Here is a 20,877-nt window from a genome sequence, read left to right on the forward strand (position 1 = left end):
CTGTTGTTAAGAAAGGTTAAGTTAGCTTTTAGATTCTAGCAGTAACTTGGATTCTTGTTCAAAACCAAAGCTATTTAACAAAAATGCCCAGCGATCGCGACTGAGATCGTTTAGGTTAGGTTTTAGATATTTTTTAAGATGATTTTTGAGATTACACTTTAATTTTTGATGATCTTGATCAGGAAATCCACGCAAATTAATATATTCCTGCATTTGCGAGATCGCCTGCTCCGCGTCATTTAGTTGCAGTTTTTTGACTAATTCCCGTTTGCGCGTTTGCATATTTCCCAATATTTCATACTCAAAGGGGCTATGCCATTGCAAATATCCTGCACGGTGCAGTAGCCCAAGGGCGATCGCTGCATCAGGTTTTAGTCCTGTCGCTGTGCCTTGGCGCGGTAATCGCTCTAGCATTGCCAAAGCTTGCTGCTGTGTTTTTTGTTGCTGTTGTAAGAAGAAATTAATCCTCTGGCGATCGCTATCATCCAACCAGCCCGTCGGCTCACTGACCAACATCAGCGCCTCCGCAGGCAGATCATCCCGTCCTGCCCGTCCGATCTCTTGGATATATTCCGATAGGGTCAGGGGCGGATGGAAATGCAGTACCCATCGGGTGTCTGGCTTATTAATACCCAGCCCGAAGGCGCTTGTGCAGATCACAAAGGGATATTGGTTATTTAACCAAGCTTGCTCAATATAGCGGCGCTCTTGGGGTGGCAAACCTGCATGATATGCCGCCGTTGGCAAATTGAGAGCCTGTAGCCATTGACTAATTTCTTCGGCATCACGGCGACTGCGGACATAGATTAAGCCCGATTGCCTAGGGCGATCGCGAATAAATTTTAAAGCTTTGGCTTTGCGCCCTGCGGGAGTCCAAGCGATCGCCACATCGAGGCGCAGATGGGGGCGGTAAGGGCTAGTCCTCACCAGTTCAGGATTTCGCATCTCTAGGCATTTTTGCAATTCGGTGGCAGTGTGGTGATCGGCGGTGGCGGTAAATGCTGCAAGGGAGATCGCCCGATCATCATGTTCGCGCATTAAAGCCGAGCGCACCGCCCCCAAACGCCGATAGCTAGGTCGAAAAGAATCGCCCCACTGCACCAAACAATGCGCCTCATCAATCATCAAACCGCGAATATGCAGGCGGCGATCGCGCAAACGTTCCCATATAGGCGTACTCAATAGCGTTTCTGGTGACACATACAACAAACGCAGGCTGGTTAAATTTTGAAGAATATGACGGCGCTCTGGTTGCGACAGGTTACTATGCAGACAGGCGGCAGCTAAATTACGCGATCGCAAGTCCTGTACTTGATCCTCCATCAATGCCAACAGAGGCGATACGACTATGGTCAGTCCATCATTTAATAAAGCGGGCAACTGAAAACAAATGGATTTACCGCCCCCCGTTGCCATAATTGCCAAACAGTCGCGCCCTTGCAACAAGCTACTCACAACCTGATGCTGGGCAGGACGCAATGAGCTATAACCCCAAACCCTTTGCAAAGTCGCCTCAACATGGGCTAGTTCCTGAGATATTTCTGAAGGTTGATTTGTCATGGTACGGTTGAAGCGATCGTAGTATATTGACAAGGCTGACAGCATAAAGCTTTTGCAATGGCTTAAAATACTTAGAGTTGTTTGTAAGAGCTGCTCCGCACCCTTTGCCGAAAATTCTTTGTATCGCTTAAAGCCTGACTCAATAGGTTGTAGTGAGGCAATTAGTGACTGAATTTGATGACACAGGTTTAAATGCTTAGCACTTATTGTCCTATGCTATGTAAAGTAGATGGCAATTATTCAGCGATTATCCAGATTCTAGTCCTTACTGCAAAGGAAATTATTTAGGTGGAACCCAGAGAGTCATCAACTCTTCGCACTAGAGACGCACTTCATCACGTACTGACGGTTGAAGATCCAAAGGGGTTTCGTAATTTTCTTTTGCATAACACCACCTACTCCCTCGGTAGAAGCCTCGAAAATTCGATTATATTGCGGTCTAATCTAGTATCGCGTCAGCACGCTGTCATCTTGGCGATCGCCCATCCTAACCGATCCGCTTATTTTTTCAGGGTCATGGATGGCACCCTCGAAGGTAAGCGCAGCACCAATGGCATTTTGATTAATGGCAAAAAAAGGCTTTCTCATGTTCTGGGGCATGGGGATGAGATCCTATTTAGTAAAGACACAAGAGCTGTCTATCAGGTCATTAGCGCGATCGCCAGTGCCTCCAAGCCTAAGTTAGATAAGTCCGCCAGCATCCAGGCAGGCGATCAACGCCTAAGCTCATTCAATTTTGTACAGTTCTCGCCTTTGCAAGCGATCGCTGAACGGGATCTCTCGGTCTATGTGCGGGAGACCCTTAACCAGTTTATTTCCTCCCCAGAGATTAACCCGCAGCCCATTGTTGAAATGAACCTAGTGGGCAAAATTCTTTATCTCAACCCTGCGGCGCTTTATCAATTTCCCGATCTTGATGATCTAGGTCTAGGACATCCATTACTGCAAGAATTGTTGTCACAGCTAATTCCTTTAGTCAATCCAGTGCAGAATGTTTTCATTCGAGAAGTCACGATTAATGGCAAGAACTTTTCCGAAGTCATCCATTTTATGCCTTGGAGTGAGGTGATTCGCATTCATATTGCTGATGTTACTAAACAAAAACAAGCGGAAGCAATTATTTCCTATCAGATTCACTACGATGCTCTCACAGGGTTGCCAAATCGCAAATTCCTGAGTGAATATTTAGTTAAACTAGCCAAAAAATTAGATGATGACGCTCAAGTTAATGGGCTAGCTAATAGACCAACTAACAGCCCAAGCAACAATACCATTGATAAATTTGCAATTCTTTTCTTAGATATTGACCGCTTTAAACTAATTAACGATTCTCTAGGGCATGGTACGGGCGATCTCTTATTACAGGCAGTTAGTAGTCGCATTAAAGAGTTGCTGCGACCTGATGACCTGCTCATACGTTGGGGTGGTGATGAATTTGCGATCGTGGCGCGTAACATTGATAGTCTTGATCAGGTGGTGCAGATAGCTGAGTCAATGATTCAAAAACTTACATTGCCCTTTCTCTGTGGTGGTCACGAGCTGCACATCACCACCAGTATTGGCGTTAGTATCTATCCCGATCACAATAATGATGTCCAAGAACTAGTTCACAATGCGGATATGGCTATGTATCGTGCTAAGGCTGAAGGGCGTAATAGTTTTCAGTTTTATATTCCCAATATGCAGGAGCAGAGTTTTCAACGTCTCGTGATGGAAAATAATCTCAGAAGGGCGTTGGAAAATGATGAACTTGATACATATTACCAACCGCAGGTGGATTTAGAATCTGGCAAAATAGTTGGACTAGAGGCGTTATTGCGTTGGAAGCACGTAGCGCTCGGCTCGATCTCCCCCGCTAAGTTTATTCCCCTTGCGGAAGAAACAGGCTTAATTGTGAATATTGGCAGTTGGGTATTACGTCAGGCTTGTTTACAGGCGATCGCTTGGCAAAATATGGGTTTACCACCAATCCAGATTGGGGTGAATCTATCTATTAAGCAATTGGAGCAGCGAGATTTTTTAAGTAATCTTCAAGAGATTCTGCAAGAGACTAATTTCAATCCCCATTTTCTAGAGTTGGAAATTACTGAAGGGATTATGATGAATCATGTTTCGGAGAAAATTGCTTTGCTTAATCAAATTCGCGAATTGGGGGTGAAGTTATCAATTGACGATTTTGGGACGGGCTATTCATCGCTCAGTTATCTCAAAAATCTGCCCATTGACACAATTAAAATCGATCGCACTTTTATTGAATGTATTACCCATAACGATCAAGATCGGGCGATCGTTTCATTGTTAATCAATCTTTCTCATAGTCTGAATTTGGTGGTAATTGCTGAAGGTGCTGAAAGTCGGGAGCAGGTGGATCTACTGCGATCGCTGGGTTGTGATCTGATACAGGGTTATTTTTTCCATAAGGCTTTACCTGCTGAAGAGATTGAGGATTTACTGAGGGCGCAAAATGTGACTAAGCCGCAATAATTAAGTAATTAGGCATAAGAAAACTTAAAAATCAAAGATTAAGGACTCCGACTTTTTAGTAAATTTGCAAATTGTCTTTGCCTGCCTAGAAAAGGTCGGGGATCTGGGCATTTACCCTACATTCAGCAGGTTATTTTTGGTATTCAAAACAATTTTACTTAACAATAAGATACAATATGATAGATAAACATGAAAATTAATCGTTTAAAACCTAATATTTGCCATTGTTATGAATAATCAAATTGCCAATAGCATCGCCAGTAGCTCAGCAGTTATCGATCCTAGTGGTTTATCTAGTGATATTTCTAGCTTGGAGAGTACTATGAAGTCTCAAGTTAATGCTCAAGACTATAGTTTACCTGCGGGGGGCGCTGATCCTGAGCGATTTGATTGGCAAGAGGTATGGTATCCCGTATTTTATTTAGAAGATTTAGATAAGACGCAACTCCATAAATTTACCCTTTTAGAAAGAGATTTAGTAATTTGGTGGGATCGTCAAAGCAACGCATGGAAAGCCTTTGCCGATCGCTGCCCCCATCGACTTGTCCCATTATCGGAAGGGCGCATTGCCGAAGATGGACTATTGGAATGTCCCTATCACGGTTGGGCTTTTAAGGGAGATGGTAGTTGCGATCGCATTCCCCAACAGCCCATTGATGGCAATGCCCACAGGTCAAAACGCGCCTGTGTCAGCACTTTGCCCACCGCCGAACGGCAGGGAATGTTATTTATCTATGCGGGCAAGCCTGAAAATGCCAATAGTGTCAAAATTCCCATCATTGAACCCCTCGAAACTGATACTGATAAATGGACAGTCTTCGGCACATTTCGGGATCTACCCTATGATGCCATTACCCTGCTAGAAAATGTCCTTGATGCCAGTCATTTGCCATTTACCCATCATAAATCGGTGGGGAATCGTGCCAATGCTGCGCCAATGGATTTAGAAATTCTCGAAGCCCATAAAAATGGATTTACAGGGACTTGGGCAGAAGGGCCTAGACGGGGCAAATTGGGAAGGCAAAATACCACTTTTATTGCACCAGCGCTAATGTGGCATGACCTGACCTCTAAGCAATTTGGACGCACTATGACGGTGGTCTATGCCACGCCCACCCGCAAAGGGGAATGTCGTATGTTTGCCCGTTTTCCCTTTCAATTTAATTCTGCTATCCCCCGCTTCTTTATCAGCATCACGCCCCGTTGGTATTCCCATTTAGGACAGAATAGTATTCTCGAAGATGATCAAATCTTTCTGCACTATCAAGAGCGCTATCTAGAAGAGGCGAATACTAACTATGCCAAGGCTTTCTATTTAGCAACTGCTGCTGACAATTATGTTTCAGAACTGCGGAAATGGGTCGATCGCTACCAAGCAAATCCCTTTGCGGGGCAGAAATTAACAGCCCCCCTTCCTAAAAATGCACTTTTAGACCGCTATCATTCCCATACGATCAACTGTGCTAGTTGTCGGCAGGCGCTGCATAATATTCGGCAGATCAAGAAAATTAGTATTGCGATCGCCGCGATCGCTTGGACAATTAACCCGCTAATCGTTTTAGGGCTGTTGAGCAGCAATGGATTAGGTTTAATTCCATTAATTTTATTATGTATATTACCTGCGGCGATCGCTTCTATCACATGGTTAGTTTGCCATAATCTAGAGCGAAAGTTTATCTATGGTCAAGAAGTCCCACCACGCAATTTGTAACACTGTTTATAAATTGCAATAAATTACTACAATGTAAGCAGTAGGATGCGTTAGTGCAACGTAACGCATCCTACTGCTTAAAGAAGATGCGTTACGCTATCGCTAACACATCCTATGTTTAATTCCAACAACCTACTTACCATAATTCAACAGGGTGAAAGTAAAGGAGCTAAATAAATGACCGAGCAAAACGGGTTAACTCTTGAAGGGGTAGCGGATGATCTCGATGCAGTTAAAACGATTATGTTTACTCTTGCGAGGCAATACGAACGCATAGATCGCACAGTTGATCGCGTGACAAGTCAGCAAGAAGTCAATACTAGAGCAATTAGTGATTTAACTCAATTCATGGGGCAATTGGGTGAAGCTATGGCAATCACACAATCTAATATCAGGCAAATGCAGTCTGATATCAGGCAAATGCAATCTGATATTAGAGAGATGCAGTCTGATATTAGAGAGATGCAATCAGAGGTAAAAGGCTTACAAGTCGAAAACCGTAGGATTTTACAGCGTGTTTTGGGTGATGAGTTTTTCTGATTTACCGCAAAATCTAAAAACAAAATCTATAAAATCCAACTTGTAACACGTCCAATGAATTATTTTCCTGCCGATCGCTACTTTGCATACCTCAACTCACCCGCGATCGCGGCGATGGGTGATAAACAGAACGCGGTGATTATTCAGCCCATGGGGGCGATCGAACAGCATGGCGCACATCTGCCCTTGATTGTGGATGCTGCTATTAGTATTGGGGTGTTGGCAAAGGCATTGGCACAACTCGATCCAGCGATCGCTGCCTATGCCCTGCCGCCCCTGTACTATGGCAAATCCAATGAGCATAGTACCTTCGCGGGGACAGTTACATTACGCACGGAGACTATGCTGGCGCTGTTGACGGATATTGCGGAGAGCGTTTATCGTGCTGGTTTTCGCAAATTGGTATTGATGAATTCCCATGGTGGACAGCCGCAAATTTTGGAAATTGTGGCAAGGGATCTGCATGAGAAGTATCCAGACTTTTGTCTGTTTCCTCTATTCACTTGGCGCGTTCCCAATGTTGCCAAAGATTTGCTAACTGCGAAGGAATTGGAATTTGGCATTCATGGCGGTGATGCGGAAACTAGCTTGATGTTGGCGCTGTTACCCGAACAGGTGGATATGGCTCAAGCTGTCACCGAATATCCCTATGGATTGCCAAAAGATAGTATGTTGAGTATGGAAGGGGCAAACCCTTTTGCGTGGGTAATGCGCGATCTGAGTCGCAGTGGCGTGTTAGGTGATGCCAAAGCCGCCACCAAAGAGAAGGGCGATCGCCTATTGGCTTCCCTCGTTGACGGCTGGACAGCGTTAATTACCGATATTTATAAGTTTGAGCAACCCAAGGCATATGGCGATCATCTCCTCTAAACCCAGTTCTAATATTCCCTCTGATGATGGTCAGGCAAAGCCCCAAACTGGTGAACATAGCGACCAAAATCAAGAACAGCCGCAGGAACAAAAAAAATCACGCCGTAAATCTGCTCCAAAATCCGCCGCCAAATCTTCGCAGGACTCCACTCAAGTTGCTTTAGATCTATTGCAAGCGGCAGCCACCCCAGAGGAGAAATTAGCGGAGCAGTTGGCAAAGGATAGCCCCGTGGTTAGCGCCGATGTGAATATTCGCCCTAAGAGTTTAGAGGACTATATTGGACAGAAGGATTTAAAGGAACTGTTAAATATTGCGATCGCCGCCGCCAAATCCCGATCTTCAGCACTAGATCATTTACTGCTCTATGGTCCCCCAGGGTTAGGGAAAACCTCATTGGCATTAATTATTGCTCAAGAAATGGGCGTACAGTGCAAAATCACCTCTGCCCCTGCCCTAGAGCGTCCCCGTGATGTGGCAGGTTTACTAGTTTCGCTGCAACAGGGCGATATTCTCTTTATCGATGAAATCCATCGCTTACCCAATGTGACGGAAGAAATTCTCTATCCTGCGATGGAAGATTATCGCTTGGATATCACCATTGGCAAGGGGCAGGGGGCAAGGATTCGCAGTGTGCAGCTCAATAAATTTACCTTGATTGGCGCAACTACCCGCATCGGTTCCCTCTCTTCGCCATTGCGCGATCGCTTTGGATTTGTGCAGCATTTCCGCTTTTATGAACAGGATGAACTGACGCAGATTGTCTCCCGCAGTGCCAAAATTCTCACGACTCCCATTGATGAAGCTGGGGCAGTGGCGATCGCCGCGAGATCGAGGGGTACGCCCCGCATTGCCAATCGTTTGCTTAAGCGGGTGCGGGACTATGCCGAGGTCAAGGCAAAGGGCGAACCGATTACAGGGGCGATCGCTGAGTCAGCTTTGGAATTATTTAATGTTGACCCCAAAGGCTTAGATTGGATCGATCGCAAATTATTAACGGTCTTAATTGAGAATTTCAACGGTGGACCTGCGGGACTGGATACCCTTGCCGCCGCCACGGGCGAAGATGCCCACACCATTGAAGAGGTTTACGAACCCTATTTATTGCAGATTGGTTACATCAATCGCACCCCAAGGGGTCGAGTTGCCACAGCCGCCGCTTGGAAGCACTTAGGATATTCTGTACAAACTGCGATCGCGGGTTTGCTATAGGCATTTTGACCGAGTTTAGCAATGAATTGTTACAAATGTCTAATTAAGCATCTTGGGCTGAATCGGTAATGCTGTACTATGTCACTGTAATAGCCAAGATCCGTCATCTTCAGAGGCAGATATTATGTTTCTAGCAAGTCGTGGTGTCCGCAAGTTTAGCGATTCTAGCTTTTTGATCAAAACTAGGCAGTTTGGCATCCTCTCAATTCTGGCTATTACTGCCAATGTGGTCATCCCCCTCAGCGCCCAAGCGCAAATTGCCCCCGATGGTACAACGGCAACGGAAATTAAAGGCAATGCGATCGCCCCCACTGGAGCAGGTACAGTCAATGGTGGCAACCTTTATCACAGTTTCGATAAGTTCAACGTTCCCGAATCGGGCGTAGTTTTTAATACGGGTAACTCTTCCGTTAATGGCAGCAGCGTTAATAACATCATTAATCGGGTTACGGGTGATAGCCCTTCCAGTATTTTGGGAACCATTGAAAGCCGCCAAGCTTTTCCCAATGCCAATTTATACTTACTCAATGCCAATGGTGTTGTCTTTAGTGAAAATGCCCGCTTAGATATCGGCGGTTCCTTCCATGTCACCACTGGCACTGGCTTAGGCTTTGACCACAATCAAAAATTTAGCGTTGATAAAAATTCCGTTGTATTTCCCAATGGCGACCCCAAAACTATTCAATTTGCGGTTGCCCAACCTGCCGCCATTATCAATCAAGGCAACCTCGCGGTAAAGGACGGCAAAAGCATATCCCTCACCGCAGGCACTGTAATTAATACGGGCAGTCTAGCTGCACCCAGTGGCAATGTCGATATTGCCGCCGTCAAGGGGAATTCCCAAGTGCAACTGCGATCGCCTGATTCTGTACTAGGCTTGGCGGTGACGCGAGATATTATTCCAGACAATTGGAATGGCACAATTACCGCCTTACCAAAACTAGCAGAATCCCTCACAGGCAAAGCCGCCGAAGCCAATCAGGTGGTGGTCAAAGCCGATGGCACGATCGCCCTCGTAGAAAGTCCTAGCGCTTCTGATATTGCGGTCAAAGATGGTATGGCGATCGCCTCTGGCAAGATTAATGTCGCATCTAGTAGCGTTAAAGGCGGCAATGTCGGCATATTTGGCGCTCAAGTCGGTTTGGTGAATGCCAAAATTGATGCGTCAGGGGCAACAGGGGGCGGCACGGTATTAGTGGGTGGCGATTTGCAGGGCAAGGGAACTGCACCTAACGCTCAGCAGACCTATGTTGATGCTAGTTCCCAAATTCTGGCAAATGGATTGCTAACGGGCGATGGGGGCAAAGTCATTGTTTGGGCGGATCGTTCCACGCAGTTTTTAGGCGCGATCGCCGCAAGGGGTGGTGAGATTTCAGGCAATGGCGGCTTTGTGGAAGTATCGGGCAAAGAGAACCTTGACTATCGCGGTGATACGGATACCCGCGCCCCCAAGGGCAACACAGGCACATTATTACTCGACCCCACAAATATTAGCATTGCTGTTACGGGTGGTGATACCCTTGCTAGTGTTTCTGCCTTTGCCAATGCACCTGCCAATGCCACGATCAGCAATTTACTGATTAACAACGCTACGACCAATGTAGTTCTCCAAGCCACGAATAATATTTCTTTCGGCACTTCCGTTAATATCGTCAACAATGGCATTAGTCTGACTGCCCAAGCAGGCAATACTATCTTCGTCAGTTCTGATATTACCACCCAAGGCGGCGATGTCCGACTTACTGCCAACGATCCTGCTTCTGGCGCTCAAACCAATTCAGGCACTCTCACCATCAATGCGCCCATTACCACCAATGGCGGCGCGATCAATCTGCAAATTATTGGTGCAGGCTCGTTATCTGTTAGTGGAAATCTCGACTCTGGCACGGGCAGTATTACGTTAACTGGCAACAGTACTTCTGCGAATGGCATCAACCTTTCTGGCACATTCACGCAGATTACTAGCAGTTCGGGAGCGATCACAATCAATGGTACTAGCAGCGCTGTTAATGGCAATGGCATATTTGTATCAGGAGGTGGTGACTCTGTTGCCATTACTTCTACTAACGGCACGATCAATCTTTCTGGCAATAGCACAAACGTATTAGGTGGTGATGGAATTCAATTCTCACCCGTTTCTATTGGCAGTTCTACCACAATTCAAACCAATGGCAATATCAACATCACTGGCGATACGGCTAATCCTGCCCAAGTTGGTTTAAATATTCGACCTCCAGATCCAAGTGGCATATTGATCATTAATAGCGGTAATGGGAATCTCACATTTACTAGCGATCGCAGTGAATTTCCCACAGTGGGTTTGAGAGGTTCAGGCACACTTACCCTGCGTCCTTTCAGTAATAGTGCCAATCTGCAAATTGGTGGTGTCAATACCTTTGTGAGTGAATCTTTTCTCACCACGCTTGCTGCTGCTGCATCGACAACAGGTTCCCAATTCCAGAATATTTTTATTGGCAATAGTACGGGTAATAATGCGATCGCCCTTGTTGATAATCTCAATATCACCACGCCCATTTTCGGCACATTAAACTTCGCGCCGATTACGCTTCAAACCGCGAGTACCTTCGATGCCGCAGAGTTTGCCATTAATACTTCTACAGCATCTTTAGTAATCAATGCCAATCAAGGAATTAGCAATCTTGGTAATATTGTGGCAGCAGGGGGCAATGTCGATATTGTCACTAATCAAGGTAGCATCACCTCAAATCCAAATAGTTCTATTCGTACTGATTCTAATAATCAGAGTGGGGGAGGTGTCAGAATTATCGCTCCCAATGGTTCCCTTACTTTAGGGGCGATCGATACCCATAGCAACGCTGCACTAGTTACTGGCAATGGCGGAAATATTACGCTTAGTACCGCAGGTAACATTTCCGTTGGTAATCTGATTGCCTTTGCGACCACTAATAACAATGGCAATGCAGGGCTAGTTAGTTTCACATCAGACAATGGCACGATTACCTTTACAGGCAACACAATTAACCTTAGTGCCAATAAGGGAACTCCCGCATTTTCTGGGGTCGGCAGTTCCATTAACTTTGCCAATAACGTTATCTTCAATACATCAGCCTTCAGTATTGACACTACAGGGATCACCAATAGCGGTAATGTCACCTTTACCACAGGAGTGGTCAGCAACAGTAATACCCTTCTCTTTATCAATGCTGGCAATGGTGATGTTACTTCCTTTGGCGTGGCGGGAACTTTGGCTCAGCCATTAGGTGATCTCTCCATTAATTCCACTGGTACAAAGCGCTTTAACTTGGGGGCGATCGCTGGTAGCATATCGTTGATCGGTGGTAATACAATCGTTGGCGGCGACCTTGTTGCTCTTGACAGTGTGGGAGGTAACGTCACCCTAGGCAATACGCAACTCAATGGCAATCTCTCCATAGTCGCCAACGAGATTAACTTTACAGGTACGCAAACAGGTACTGGCAATATTACCCTCAAGCCTATCAGCACTAATGTCCCCATCGAGATCGGGGGTACTAGCGATTTTGTGCTTGGCATTCTAGAGTTAACCTCTACCGATCTCAATGCCTTTAGCGGCGGCACATTTAGTTCTCTAATTATCGGTCATGCAGATGGCACAGGGGCTGTTAGCGTTATTGCACCTGTCACCTTTGCCCAACCAACAATAGTGCGATCGCCCCTCGGTGTTGGTACTGTTGCCATTAACGCTAATATTACTGCCACTAATAGCCTCACGATTGAAGCTGGTAGTTCAATTAGTCTGGGTAATAGTACCAATATCACTTCCACAGGCGGCGCACTAAATGTCGTTTTGAATTCCGATCGCGATGCCAATAATAGCGGCAAAATTTCCATTGGCACGGGCGCATTAATTAACACAAATGGCGGTGATATTGTCCTTGGCGGCGGCGCTAACCCCTTAACCACACCCGCAGTATTCAACAGTTTTGCCAATCATGGCGCGACTATTAACGGCTCCCTCAATGCTGCTGGCGGTAACATCACCATCAATGGCAGCAACGTATTTACTGGTAGTAGTGGTAGTAATGTCGGTGTGCATATCAGTAGCGGCGCTCAGGTCACGACCAATGGCACTGGCAATATTACAATCAATGGCTCAGGGGGGATCGGCGGTTCTAATAATCATGGTGTAGAAATTTTGACCATAGGGACTGTGGTGGAAACTGCCAATGGCAACATCAACATTACGGGTACGGGCAATGGTACGACTAGCGCCAATAATGGCATTTTCATCGCCAATGATGCTGTTATTCGTACTACGGGTTCTGGCAGCTTAAATTTGACAGGCACAAGCAACTCCACTGGCAGTACTGGCTCTGGTATTGTGATTAATCGCGGCACTCTTGCGGCTTTGGGAACGGGAAATATTCTGCTCAATGGCACAAGTGGCACAGGCAGTACGGGCAATGTGGGCATTAGTATTACTGGTTTGGGCGCAAATTTGGGCTTGATTTCAACCACTAGTGGCGCAATCACTCTTCAAGGAACTAGCCGTGCTACTGGCGGCGATAATAATCAGGGCATTTTGTTGGGCGGTAATGCCACTGTGAGAGCCAATAGTACTGGCAATATTACGCTTACAGGAACGGGGGGGAATGGGGTTAATAGTAATCAGGGGATTTTAATAGAGTTACCAACTTCTAACTTGATTGTTACTAGCGGGGCGCTCAATCTCACGGGTACTGGTAATGGTTCAGGAATTACCAATCATGGCATCGCCGTTAATTCGGGCGTGGTCGATGCGATCGCGGCGGCTGGCAATATTACGATGACAGGATCGGCTCCCGCCAATAGCTTTGGCATCATCTTTAACAACGCTAATATCAAACCCACTAACACCAGTGGTAATCTGACCTTGAATGCCGATGAAATGGAATCAACGGGATTAACCACCATTCGCGGTACGGGATCATTATTTGTGCATCCACTCACAGCCACCCGCAACATTACCCTTGGCGGAACCGCTAATGCCAATAATGGCAGTCTCGAATTAAGCGATGCGTTTATTAATAATCTTCAAAATGGCTTCGCTCAAGTTTTCATTGGACGTAGTGACAGCAGTGGTTTAATTTCCCTTGGGAATAATGTTGTGTTTAATAATCCTGTGACCTTGCGATCGCCGCTTACAAATGGCGCAATTAATACTTCAGGCTTTAACTTCCGTAATATTACAGGCAATGTCACCTTCCTCGCCAATCAGAATATCACCGCAGGTAATATCATCGCATCAGGTAATACCACTTCGCTCACAAGTACTACAGGCGCGATCAACACTTCATCAAGCACTATTGACACCAGCGCTGATGGAAATGGCGGCAATATTAGTTTTAGTTCTGCTACAGGTCTGACCGTTGGTAGTCTCAATACTGCATCAAAGATCATTGGTAATGCTGGGGCGATCACCTTTAGTAATGGCAACATTACGTTCGCAGGTTCGAGCATAGATGTATCTAGCAATAGTGGAAATGCCCAAAACTTAACCTTTGGATTTCCCGTTACCCTAAGTAGCCCCAACTTAACGATTAATACGGTCAGCAGTAGCGGCACTAGTGGCACAGTAACATTCTCCAATACAGTTAATGGAACTACTGCGGGAGTCAATAACCTGACAATAAATAGTGGTTCTGGCAGTATCGCCTTTAATAATTCCGTTGGCTCTAGTACAACACCATTAGGATCACTTTTTGTCAATAGTACTGATGCAACTAGATTTAACAGCACCGTCAATGCAGCAAGCTTGAATACCAATGCTAGTGGTACTACCCAACTAAGCGGCAATGTCACAACCACAACCAGTCAAATTTATAACGGTGCTGTTAATTTTACAAATGCGATACAACTGACTAGCACGAATAGTGACATTATTTTTAATAGCTCGTTGAATGGTAATCAAGCTTTAACCTTAAATAGCGGTACTGGCAACATCACTTTTGGGGGTAATGTTGGCTCTAGCGTTAGTCCTTTAGGTGATCTCACAGCAAATTCCACAGGTATCACCAGATTTAATAGTATTGTCAACGCAACGAACTTGACAACTAATGCTGGCGGCGCAACAGAACTAAATGGCAATGTCACCACATCGGGAACCCAAACCTTTAATGATGCAGTTACTTTAACCAATGCGGTTCAACTAGACACGACTAATAGCGCGATCGCCTTTGGCAGCACAGTTAATGGAACTCAAAACCTAACTTTGAACAGTGGCATAGCGAATATCACTTTTGCTGGTACAGTCGGTGGTACTACAGCTTTAGGCAATCTAGTTGTAAATAGTGGTGGTACGACCCAATTGAATAGTATCAATGCTGCAAATTTGACAACAGATGCTAGTGGCACAACTGAACTCAATGGCAATGTAACTACATCTGGCACTCAAACCTACAACGATGCTGTTACCTTAACTAATGCAGTAATAGCAAGAACAACTAATAGTAATATTGCTTTCAATAGCAGCATTAATGGCAATCAAAATTTAACTTTAACGGCTGGTACGGGAAATATTTCTTTAGGAGTAGTCGGCAATAGCACTCAATCTATTGGTGATTTAATCCTCAATTCCTCTGGTATTAAGACAATATCTAACAAGGTTTTTGCAAGAACTTTTACCACTAGCGCTGGAACTACTATAGTTAACGATAATATTAGTGCCATCAATGGAATTTCTCTTGGTGATTTTGTCATTAATAGTAATGTAACTCTGACCGCCAATGAACTTGACTTCTTAGGGAATGGTAGTGGGAATGGCAACGTAGTTATTGCTCCATTTAGTTCTACTATTGCGATCGCACTTGGTGGTACGGACACAACTAACACGCTCAACCTAACCGCAACTGATCTGGCTGCTTTTGCGGGAGGTACATTTAGCTCGCTGACGATTGGCAACACTGTTGGCGAAAATTCTATCAGCTTCGCAGGAAATGCTAGTTTCGCACAACCAACGATCATTCAATCCCCTCTTAACTCTGGTACAATCAATACTTCTGGCTTTGACTTAACCAATACAGGTGGTTCTCTTACCCTTCTTGCCAATCAAAACATCACCACTGGCAACATTACCGCCAGTTCCATTAATCTCACCAGTAACACAGGCACAATCAATACTAGCAATGGCACTTTGAATACCAGTAGCTTTGGCAATGGTGGTGCGATTGACTTGCTTTCCACGGTGGGCAATGCGCCGATTACAGTGGGTAATATCAATACATCCAGTACGCTTACAGGTAGTGCAGGGGCTTTAACCTTTGGCACAAGTGGTCTGGTTACTTTTGCAGGTTCGCAAATTAATCTTTTGAGCGTGACAGGCAATGCAGGAATTATCAATTTACCCAATCCTGTGGTGATCTCTAGTAATAATTTAACGATCAATACTGCAAGCAGTTCTGGCAACAGTGGCGCGATTACCTTGGGCAGTCCCCTCAATGGCGCGATCGCTAATACCAATAACCTCACCCTCAACGCGGGGAATGCTGATGTGTCTTTTAATGGGGCGATCGGTAATACAGTTCCCCTTGGCAATCTATCCATTAATACCACTGGCGCAACTAACTTCAGCAGTACAGTACGCGCTAATAATCTAACTACTAATGCAGGTGGTACTACCACGATCAATGGCGATATCAGTACCACTGGCGCTCAAGTTTATAATGATGCCGTTACTCTTGCTTCCAACACCCAACCAAGTACCATTCTCAGCACCTTCAACAGCAATATTACTTTTAATGGAACGGTCAACGGTAATCAAGCCCTTACCCTCAATGCAGGTTCAGGCAATATTACCCTTGGTACAATGGGCAATACCGCCCGTTTAGGCAACCTCATCGCCAATAGCTCCTCCTTAACCACCTTTAACGGTGTGGTCAATGCCACCACAGTTGAGACCAATGCAGGAGGTACAACAAACGTTAATGCCAATATCAACACCACCGCCACCCAAACCTACGGCGACACTGTAAATCTTAGTGCTGCTACCATTTTCACAGCTACGGATGCCACGATCACCTTCAATGGCAATATTACAGGCAACCAAGCGCTGCGGGTAGTCAGTGGTACAGCAGATATTAATTTTCGGGGTACGGTCAATGCAGATAATCTAATTGCTGAAAGTGGGGGCATCACCCGTTTTAATGGGGTCAATGCCGCGAGCGTATTTACTGATGCTGTGGGTACAACCGAACTCAATGGCAACATCACCACCACAGTTTCCCAAATCTATAACGATCCTGTTAGCCTTACTGCGGCTGTGCAGTTGCAAACCACCAGTGCGCCAATTACCTTTAATGGCAATGTGACTGGCGGACAAAACCTCACCCTCAATACCAATGTGGGGAATATCGCTTTCAATGGTCTAGTGAATGTGGGTAACTTGACCGTGAATACCCTTGCAGAGTCGCGCTTTGCCCAAGATATTAACACCACAACTTTTACCACTGATGTTAATGGTACAACCGTGATTCTCGGCAATGTCACCACATCGGGCATCCAGAACTACCAAGATGCGGTACTGGTGGGAGCCAATAGCAGTTTTAATAGCAGCAACAGCACAATTAGTTTTGCTAGGCTACAAAATGCTGCGATCGGTACACCCAGCAACGTTACCTTCAATACAGGAACGGGCAACCTAAATCTCAATGCCGCAGGTTCATTAGCCGATCGCCTCGGCAATATAACGATTACCAATGCCAACGATGCAATTATTAGCGGACTTTTTGCTAATTCCTTTACCCAAATCGCAGGCACAGGCGAAACAAGGCTTAGCAGTGCGGCGACCCATGACCTGACAGGTAATTTTAATGTCACCAGTAATCAGTTCTCAATCGCTGAAGCGGGTACTCTCAATGTCGGCGGCAATGTTAATGTTCAAGCCGCTAATGGCATTACCATAGCTGTGAGTTCCACATTCTCCACATCAGGAGCAGGTACATTCGACCTCAATGCCGACACCAATATTGATGGCAATGGCACATTCTTAAATCGCGGCATCATTACGGATACGGCGCGTACTCGCTCGGTTAATATCACCGCCGCTATACCAGATATCCGCAATGAGATTAATGCTGCGCGGATTGCCCTTGCGCCATCTGTGGCAAATAGGAGTATTGCGATCGGCTCTGTTGCTTCAGGAGACTTTAAAATCGAGGATTTTGCTTTTGAATTTCTCAAAGCCGATACGGTGGCGATCGCCGCCAATGGGGGGGCGGTCAGCATCGGTTCTGCCAGTGGCGCATTCCCTGTGGGTATGAGCTTAGAAATAGGTACTGCGACTTCTCCCGCTAGTTCCATTATTGCAGTTCCCAATTTCACTCTAAATTTGAATGTCGATCGCAACCTCAGTCTTGCCGCTAGTAATATTCAATTAGGCAATACCACCGTTGGCGGCGACCTAACCTTCACAAATCCTACTACTGTAGGACAGAGTACGGGTAGGCTGACTGTCAATGGACTTACTAAGTTCCTAATTAATAATCCCGATACTGACATTATCCTCAGACGAGGTAATCTTCTTAATGGCGGCGCAAGTTTTGCAGGTAGTCAGAGCTTAAAAATGCGAGACTTAGAACTAAATAATGCTGCCGACAACTCATCAATTACAGACTTACCGACTAACTTCCGTAACTTGATCTTGACTCTAGAAAACAGCACTATCAATCTATCTAATACATCGCTGACAGGTAAATTAGAACTGACGGGGCGAGATATCGTAATTGATCAGGATATCTCAGCGACCTCCGCGAGTTTAAGGGGCGACAATATTACGATCGCCCGCAACTTCACCACCACAGACAGCAGCTTTTTGGGTGTCTCACTCGGAGTTAATAGTAGCGGTACTTTTCAGATTAGCCCTACTTCTAATATTAATGTTGCAGGGGAATTTTTTGATTCTGGCACTGGCAACAATGCGATCGCTGGCAATATCAGCGCAAAATCCATATTTTTCAACCGCCCTGTTAATCTCGTCGGTGATACAAATATTGTCAGCACTAATGCCATGCGTTTCTTTGGCAGCATTAACGGCGAATTTGCGCTCAAACTAGATGCCAATGGCAATCAAATTTCCATGTCCCAATTGGGAAATATTACGCCCCTAAGCAGTTTCACCATTGCACCGAATACAACGCTCGCTCCCTATTCCGTCTTCTCTGAATCATCTTTCGATAAAGACAATGTTAGCATCAATGTCACTGGTGATATTTCCCTTGGCAATGTAATTAATGACCGAGATAGCGAGGTTTTGATTAGCGGTCAAGGCGCAGTTACCATCGGTAATATCACTACGGCAGCAACCATAGGCAATGCTGGCAACGTCACCGTCAACGCTTTGCAAAATCTCACCACGGGCAATATTAATGCCAGTGCGATCGCGGCTACGGGTGGTAATGTGCAACTGACCAGCAGCAATGGCCGTATTAGTACAGGCGATGTCAATACATCTGGCAGTACTGGCGGCGAGGTTTTCTATGACGCTAGTACCGCCATTAATGCAGGCGTGATTAATTCTTCAGGACGAATTGGCAATGGCGGCAATGTCACCCTTGACCCTGTGGGGGATGTGGTGGTGCGATCGATTGATGCGTCCAGCCCAACACAGGGCGGAAGTGTCACCCTAGTGAGTACGGGCGGCAACCTGCGAATTATGGACACCATTCTCAGCAGCAATAATTCTGCCTGTGTGGGCGCGAGTATTTGCACACTGGGCGGTACGGGTGGTCAAATTGCTTTGCAAACGGGCGGATTGGGCAGCTTTTTTGTAGGTGATCCCACGCTCAATGGCTCAGCAGGATTCTTTACCACAGGGTTGATAAGGCTTGAGGTGGGGACAATAATTCCTGTGCTGTTAGGAAGTACCTTTACGCAGGGCGGCATATCTATCACCCCTGGCGGATTTTTAAGAGTTCCTCCCGTTGACCCACCTATTGATCCCAAAGATGACGATACATTAATTCTGAACCCTGAAGATGAAAGGATTTTAGCCATCCGCGATGTTTTAAAAAAGGAAGCCGATCGCTATTTCCGTGAGGGCAATCTGGCTAAAGCATTTGATGCGATCGAACGCGCCTATGTCGCTGAATTGGAGACTTTTACAGGGCAGTCTCTAGGTAAAGAAGCCATTAATATTGAAAATACGCAAGATTTGCTATCAACAGTAGCCCAACAAACAGGCGATGTTGCCGCTTTGATCTATCCTGTACTTCTAGACGATCGCATTGAAATCTTAGTAGTTCCACCAAAAGATAGGGGCAAGCCCTTCAGCCAATCTACAGTTGCTGCTAATCAACAAACGATTCAAGAAGTGATTAGCGACTATCGGAATAACCTGCGCGATGTTGGCTCCAATGACTTCTTAGAACAATCTCAACAGCTTTATGATTGGATCATTCGCCCCATTGAGAAGCAACTCAGCGATCTCAAGGTGGATACCCTCGTATTTGCAATGGATAGTGGTTTGCGGGTAACGCCCCCTGCGGCACTCCATGATGGCAAGCAGTTTCTCATTCAACGCTATGCGATCGCTAATATTCCTGCAATTCGCGCCACTCGGACTGAAGAGCGCAACCGCAAAGCCACAAGGGTTTTGGCAATGGGTCTCACGGAGTCTGTACAGGGATTTAGCGCTCTACCATCTGTGGATATTGAGATTAGAACCATTTCTTCCGAGCTTTTGCAGGGTGATGCATTCTTGAACAAAGAATTTACGGTGAATAATCTGCAAAATCAGCGCCAGCAAGGGGTGTACAATATTCTCCATTTAGGAACTCACGCTCAATTTGTCAGTGATACCAGCAAAGAATCCTTCATTCAATTTTGGGATAGTCGCTTACGTCTAAGCCAAATTCCCAAGTTGCGATTTGATAATCCTGTAATTGATATGTTGACCTTGAGCGCCTGTCAGACTGCCGTGGGCAATAATTTGGGTATTAGTGGCTTGGCAGTGGAGTCAGGAGCGCGGAGCGTTTTAGCCTCCCTTTGGGAAGTATCCGATGCAGGCACTGCTCCCTTAATGATCAGCTTTTACAAATCCTTTCCTGATGCCGCCAATAAGGCGCAGGCGATGCGTCAGGCGCAGATGTCGCTACTCAGTGGCAAAGTACTAATTGATCAAAATAAGATTTTGGGTATTGAGGGATTCCCCGATATTCCTTTACCTAAGGGGTTAGGAGTGATCGATCTTAGCCATCCCTTCTACTGGTCTTCATTTATTTTAGTTGGCAACTGGCTATAATTAGGGCTTGCTGAAAAAGCAAGAAAAGCATACGCGCATAGGTTTTCAAGGGCAACGAAAACTGATAAAATGCAAAGAAAAGCAGCAAAAGCAAGAAAAAACCTTGCACCGATAAAAATTCATGTACCGAAAAGCCCCTATAGGACAGCTATCATTCGAGAATTTCTACCTACCATTTGGCGGCAAACTGTCAGGAGAAAATCGATGGGTAAAATTAGCGGAACTAGTACCATGGGAACAATTTGAGAGTGAATATGCAAAACAATT

The 20,877-nt window shown here is 45.6% G+C and carries 7 protein-coding genes; 6 read left to right on the forward strand and 1 reads right to left on the reverse strand.

All coding sequences use genetic code 11. The features are described from left to right. Nucleotides 1-21: 21 nt before the first annotated feature. Entirely contained in the window at nt 22-1,605 is a 1,584-nt protein-coding gene (locus tag H6F44_RS03680; RefSeq protein ID WP_242016424.1) for a RecQ family ATP-dependent DNA helicase, read from the reverse strand. A 243-nt stretch (nt 1,606-1,848) separates the two neighbouring features. Between H6F44_RS03680 and H6F44_RS03685 the strand changes: the two genes are divergently transcribed. From H6F44_RS03685 to H6F44_RS03710, 6 genes are all read left to right on the forward strand, one after another. Further along, nucleotides 1,849-4,044 carry an EAL domain-containing protein gene (locus tag H6F44_RS03685; RefSeq protein ID WP_190349581.1) on the forward strand — a complete coding sequence of 732 codons (2,196 nt, stop codon included), beginning with the start codon at nt 1,849-1,851 and terminating at the stop codon, nt 4,042-4,044. Nucleotides 4,045-4,366: 322 nt separating this feature from the next. After that, nucleotides 4,367-5,755 (forward strand): aromatic ring-hydroxylating dioxygenase subunit alpha, encoded by a 1,389-nt coding sequence (locus tag H6F44_RS03690; protein WP_190349605.1) that lies wholly within the window; start codon nt 4,367-4,369, stop codon nt 5,753-5,755. A gap of 177 nt (nt 5,756-5,932) precedes the next feature. Next, complete coding sequence (locus tag H6F44_RS03695; protein ID WP_190349583.1) at nt 5,933-6,295, forward strand: hypothetical protein; 363 nt, start codon at nt 5,933-5,935, stop codon at nt 6,293-6,295. Between the two features lie 54 nt (nt 6,296-6,349). Next, a complete protein-coding gene (locus H6F44_RS03700; RefSeq protein WP_190349584.1) occupies nt 6,350-7,165 on the forward strand; it encodes a creatininase family protein in 816 nt (271 codons plus the stop codon). 169 nt (nt 7,166-7,334) lie between these two features. Beyond that, nucleotides 7,335-8,375 carry a Holliday junction branch migration DNA helicase RuvB gene (gene ruvB, locus H6F44_RS03705; protein ID WP_456154050.1) on the forward strand — a complete coding sequence of 347 codons (1,041 nt, stop codon included), beginning with the start codon at nt 7,335-7,337 and terminating at the stop codon, nt 8,373-8,375. 124 nt (nt 8,376-8,499) lie between these two features. Next, nucleotides 8,500-20,610 carry a CHAT domain-containing protein gene (locus tag H6F44_RS03710; protein WP_190349586.1) on the forward strand — a complete coding sequence of 4,037 codons (12,111 nt, stop codon included), beginning with the start codon at nt 8,500-8,502 and terminating at the stop codon, nt 20,608-20,610. The last annotated feature ends 267 nt before the right edge of the window (nt 20,611-20,877 follow it).

Source organism: Pseudanabaena cinerea FACHB-1277 (assembly GCF_014696345.1).
Classification (GTDB): domain Bacteria; phylum Cyanobacteriota; class Cyanobacteriia; order Pseudanabaenales; family Pseudanabaenaceae; genus Pseudanabaena; species Pseudanabaena cinerea.

Bases quoted from the DNA above. Each gene is read 5' to 3' on its own strand.
- H6F44_RS03680 (WP_242016424.1), bottom strand. From the start codon at position 1,605: ATGCTGTCAGCCTTGTCAATATACTACGATCGCTTCAACCGTACCATG.
- H6F44_RS03690 (WP_190349605.1), top strand. From the start codon at position 4,367: ATGAAGTCTCAAGTTAATGCTCAAGACTATAGTTTACCTGCGGGGGGC.
- H6F44_RS03695 (WP_190349583.1), top strand. From the start codon at position 5,933: ATGACCGAGCAAAACGGGTTAACTCTTGAAGGGGTAGCGGATGATCTC.
- H6F44_RS03700 (WP_190349584.1), top strand. From the start codon at position 6,350: ATGAATTATTTTCCTGCCGATCGCTACTTTGCATACCTCAACTCACCC.
- H6F44_RS03710 (WP_190349586.1), top strand. From the start codon at position 8,500: ATGTTTCTAGCAAGTCGTGGTGTCCGCAAGTTTAGCGATTCTAGCTTT.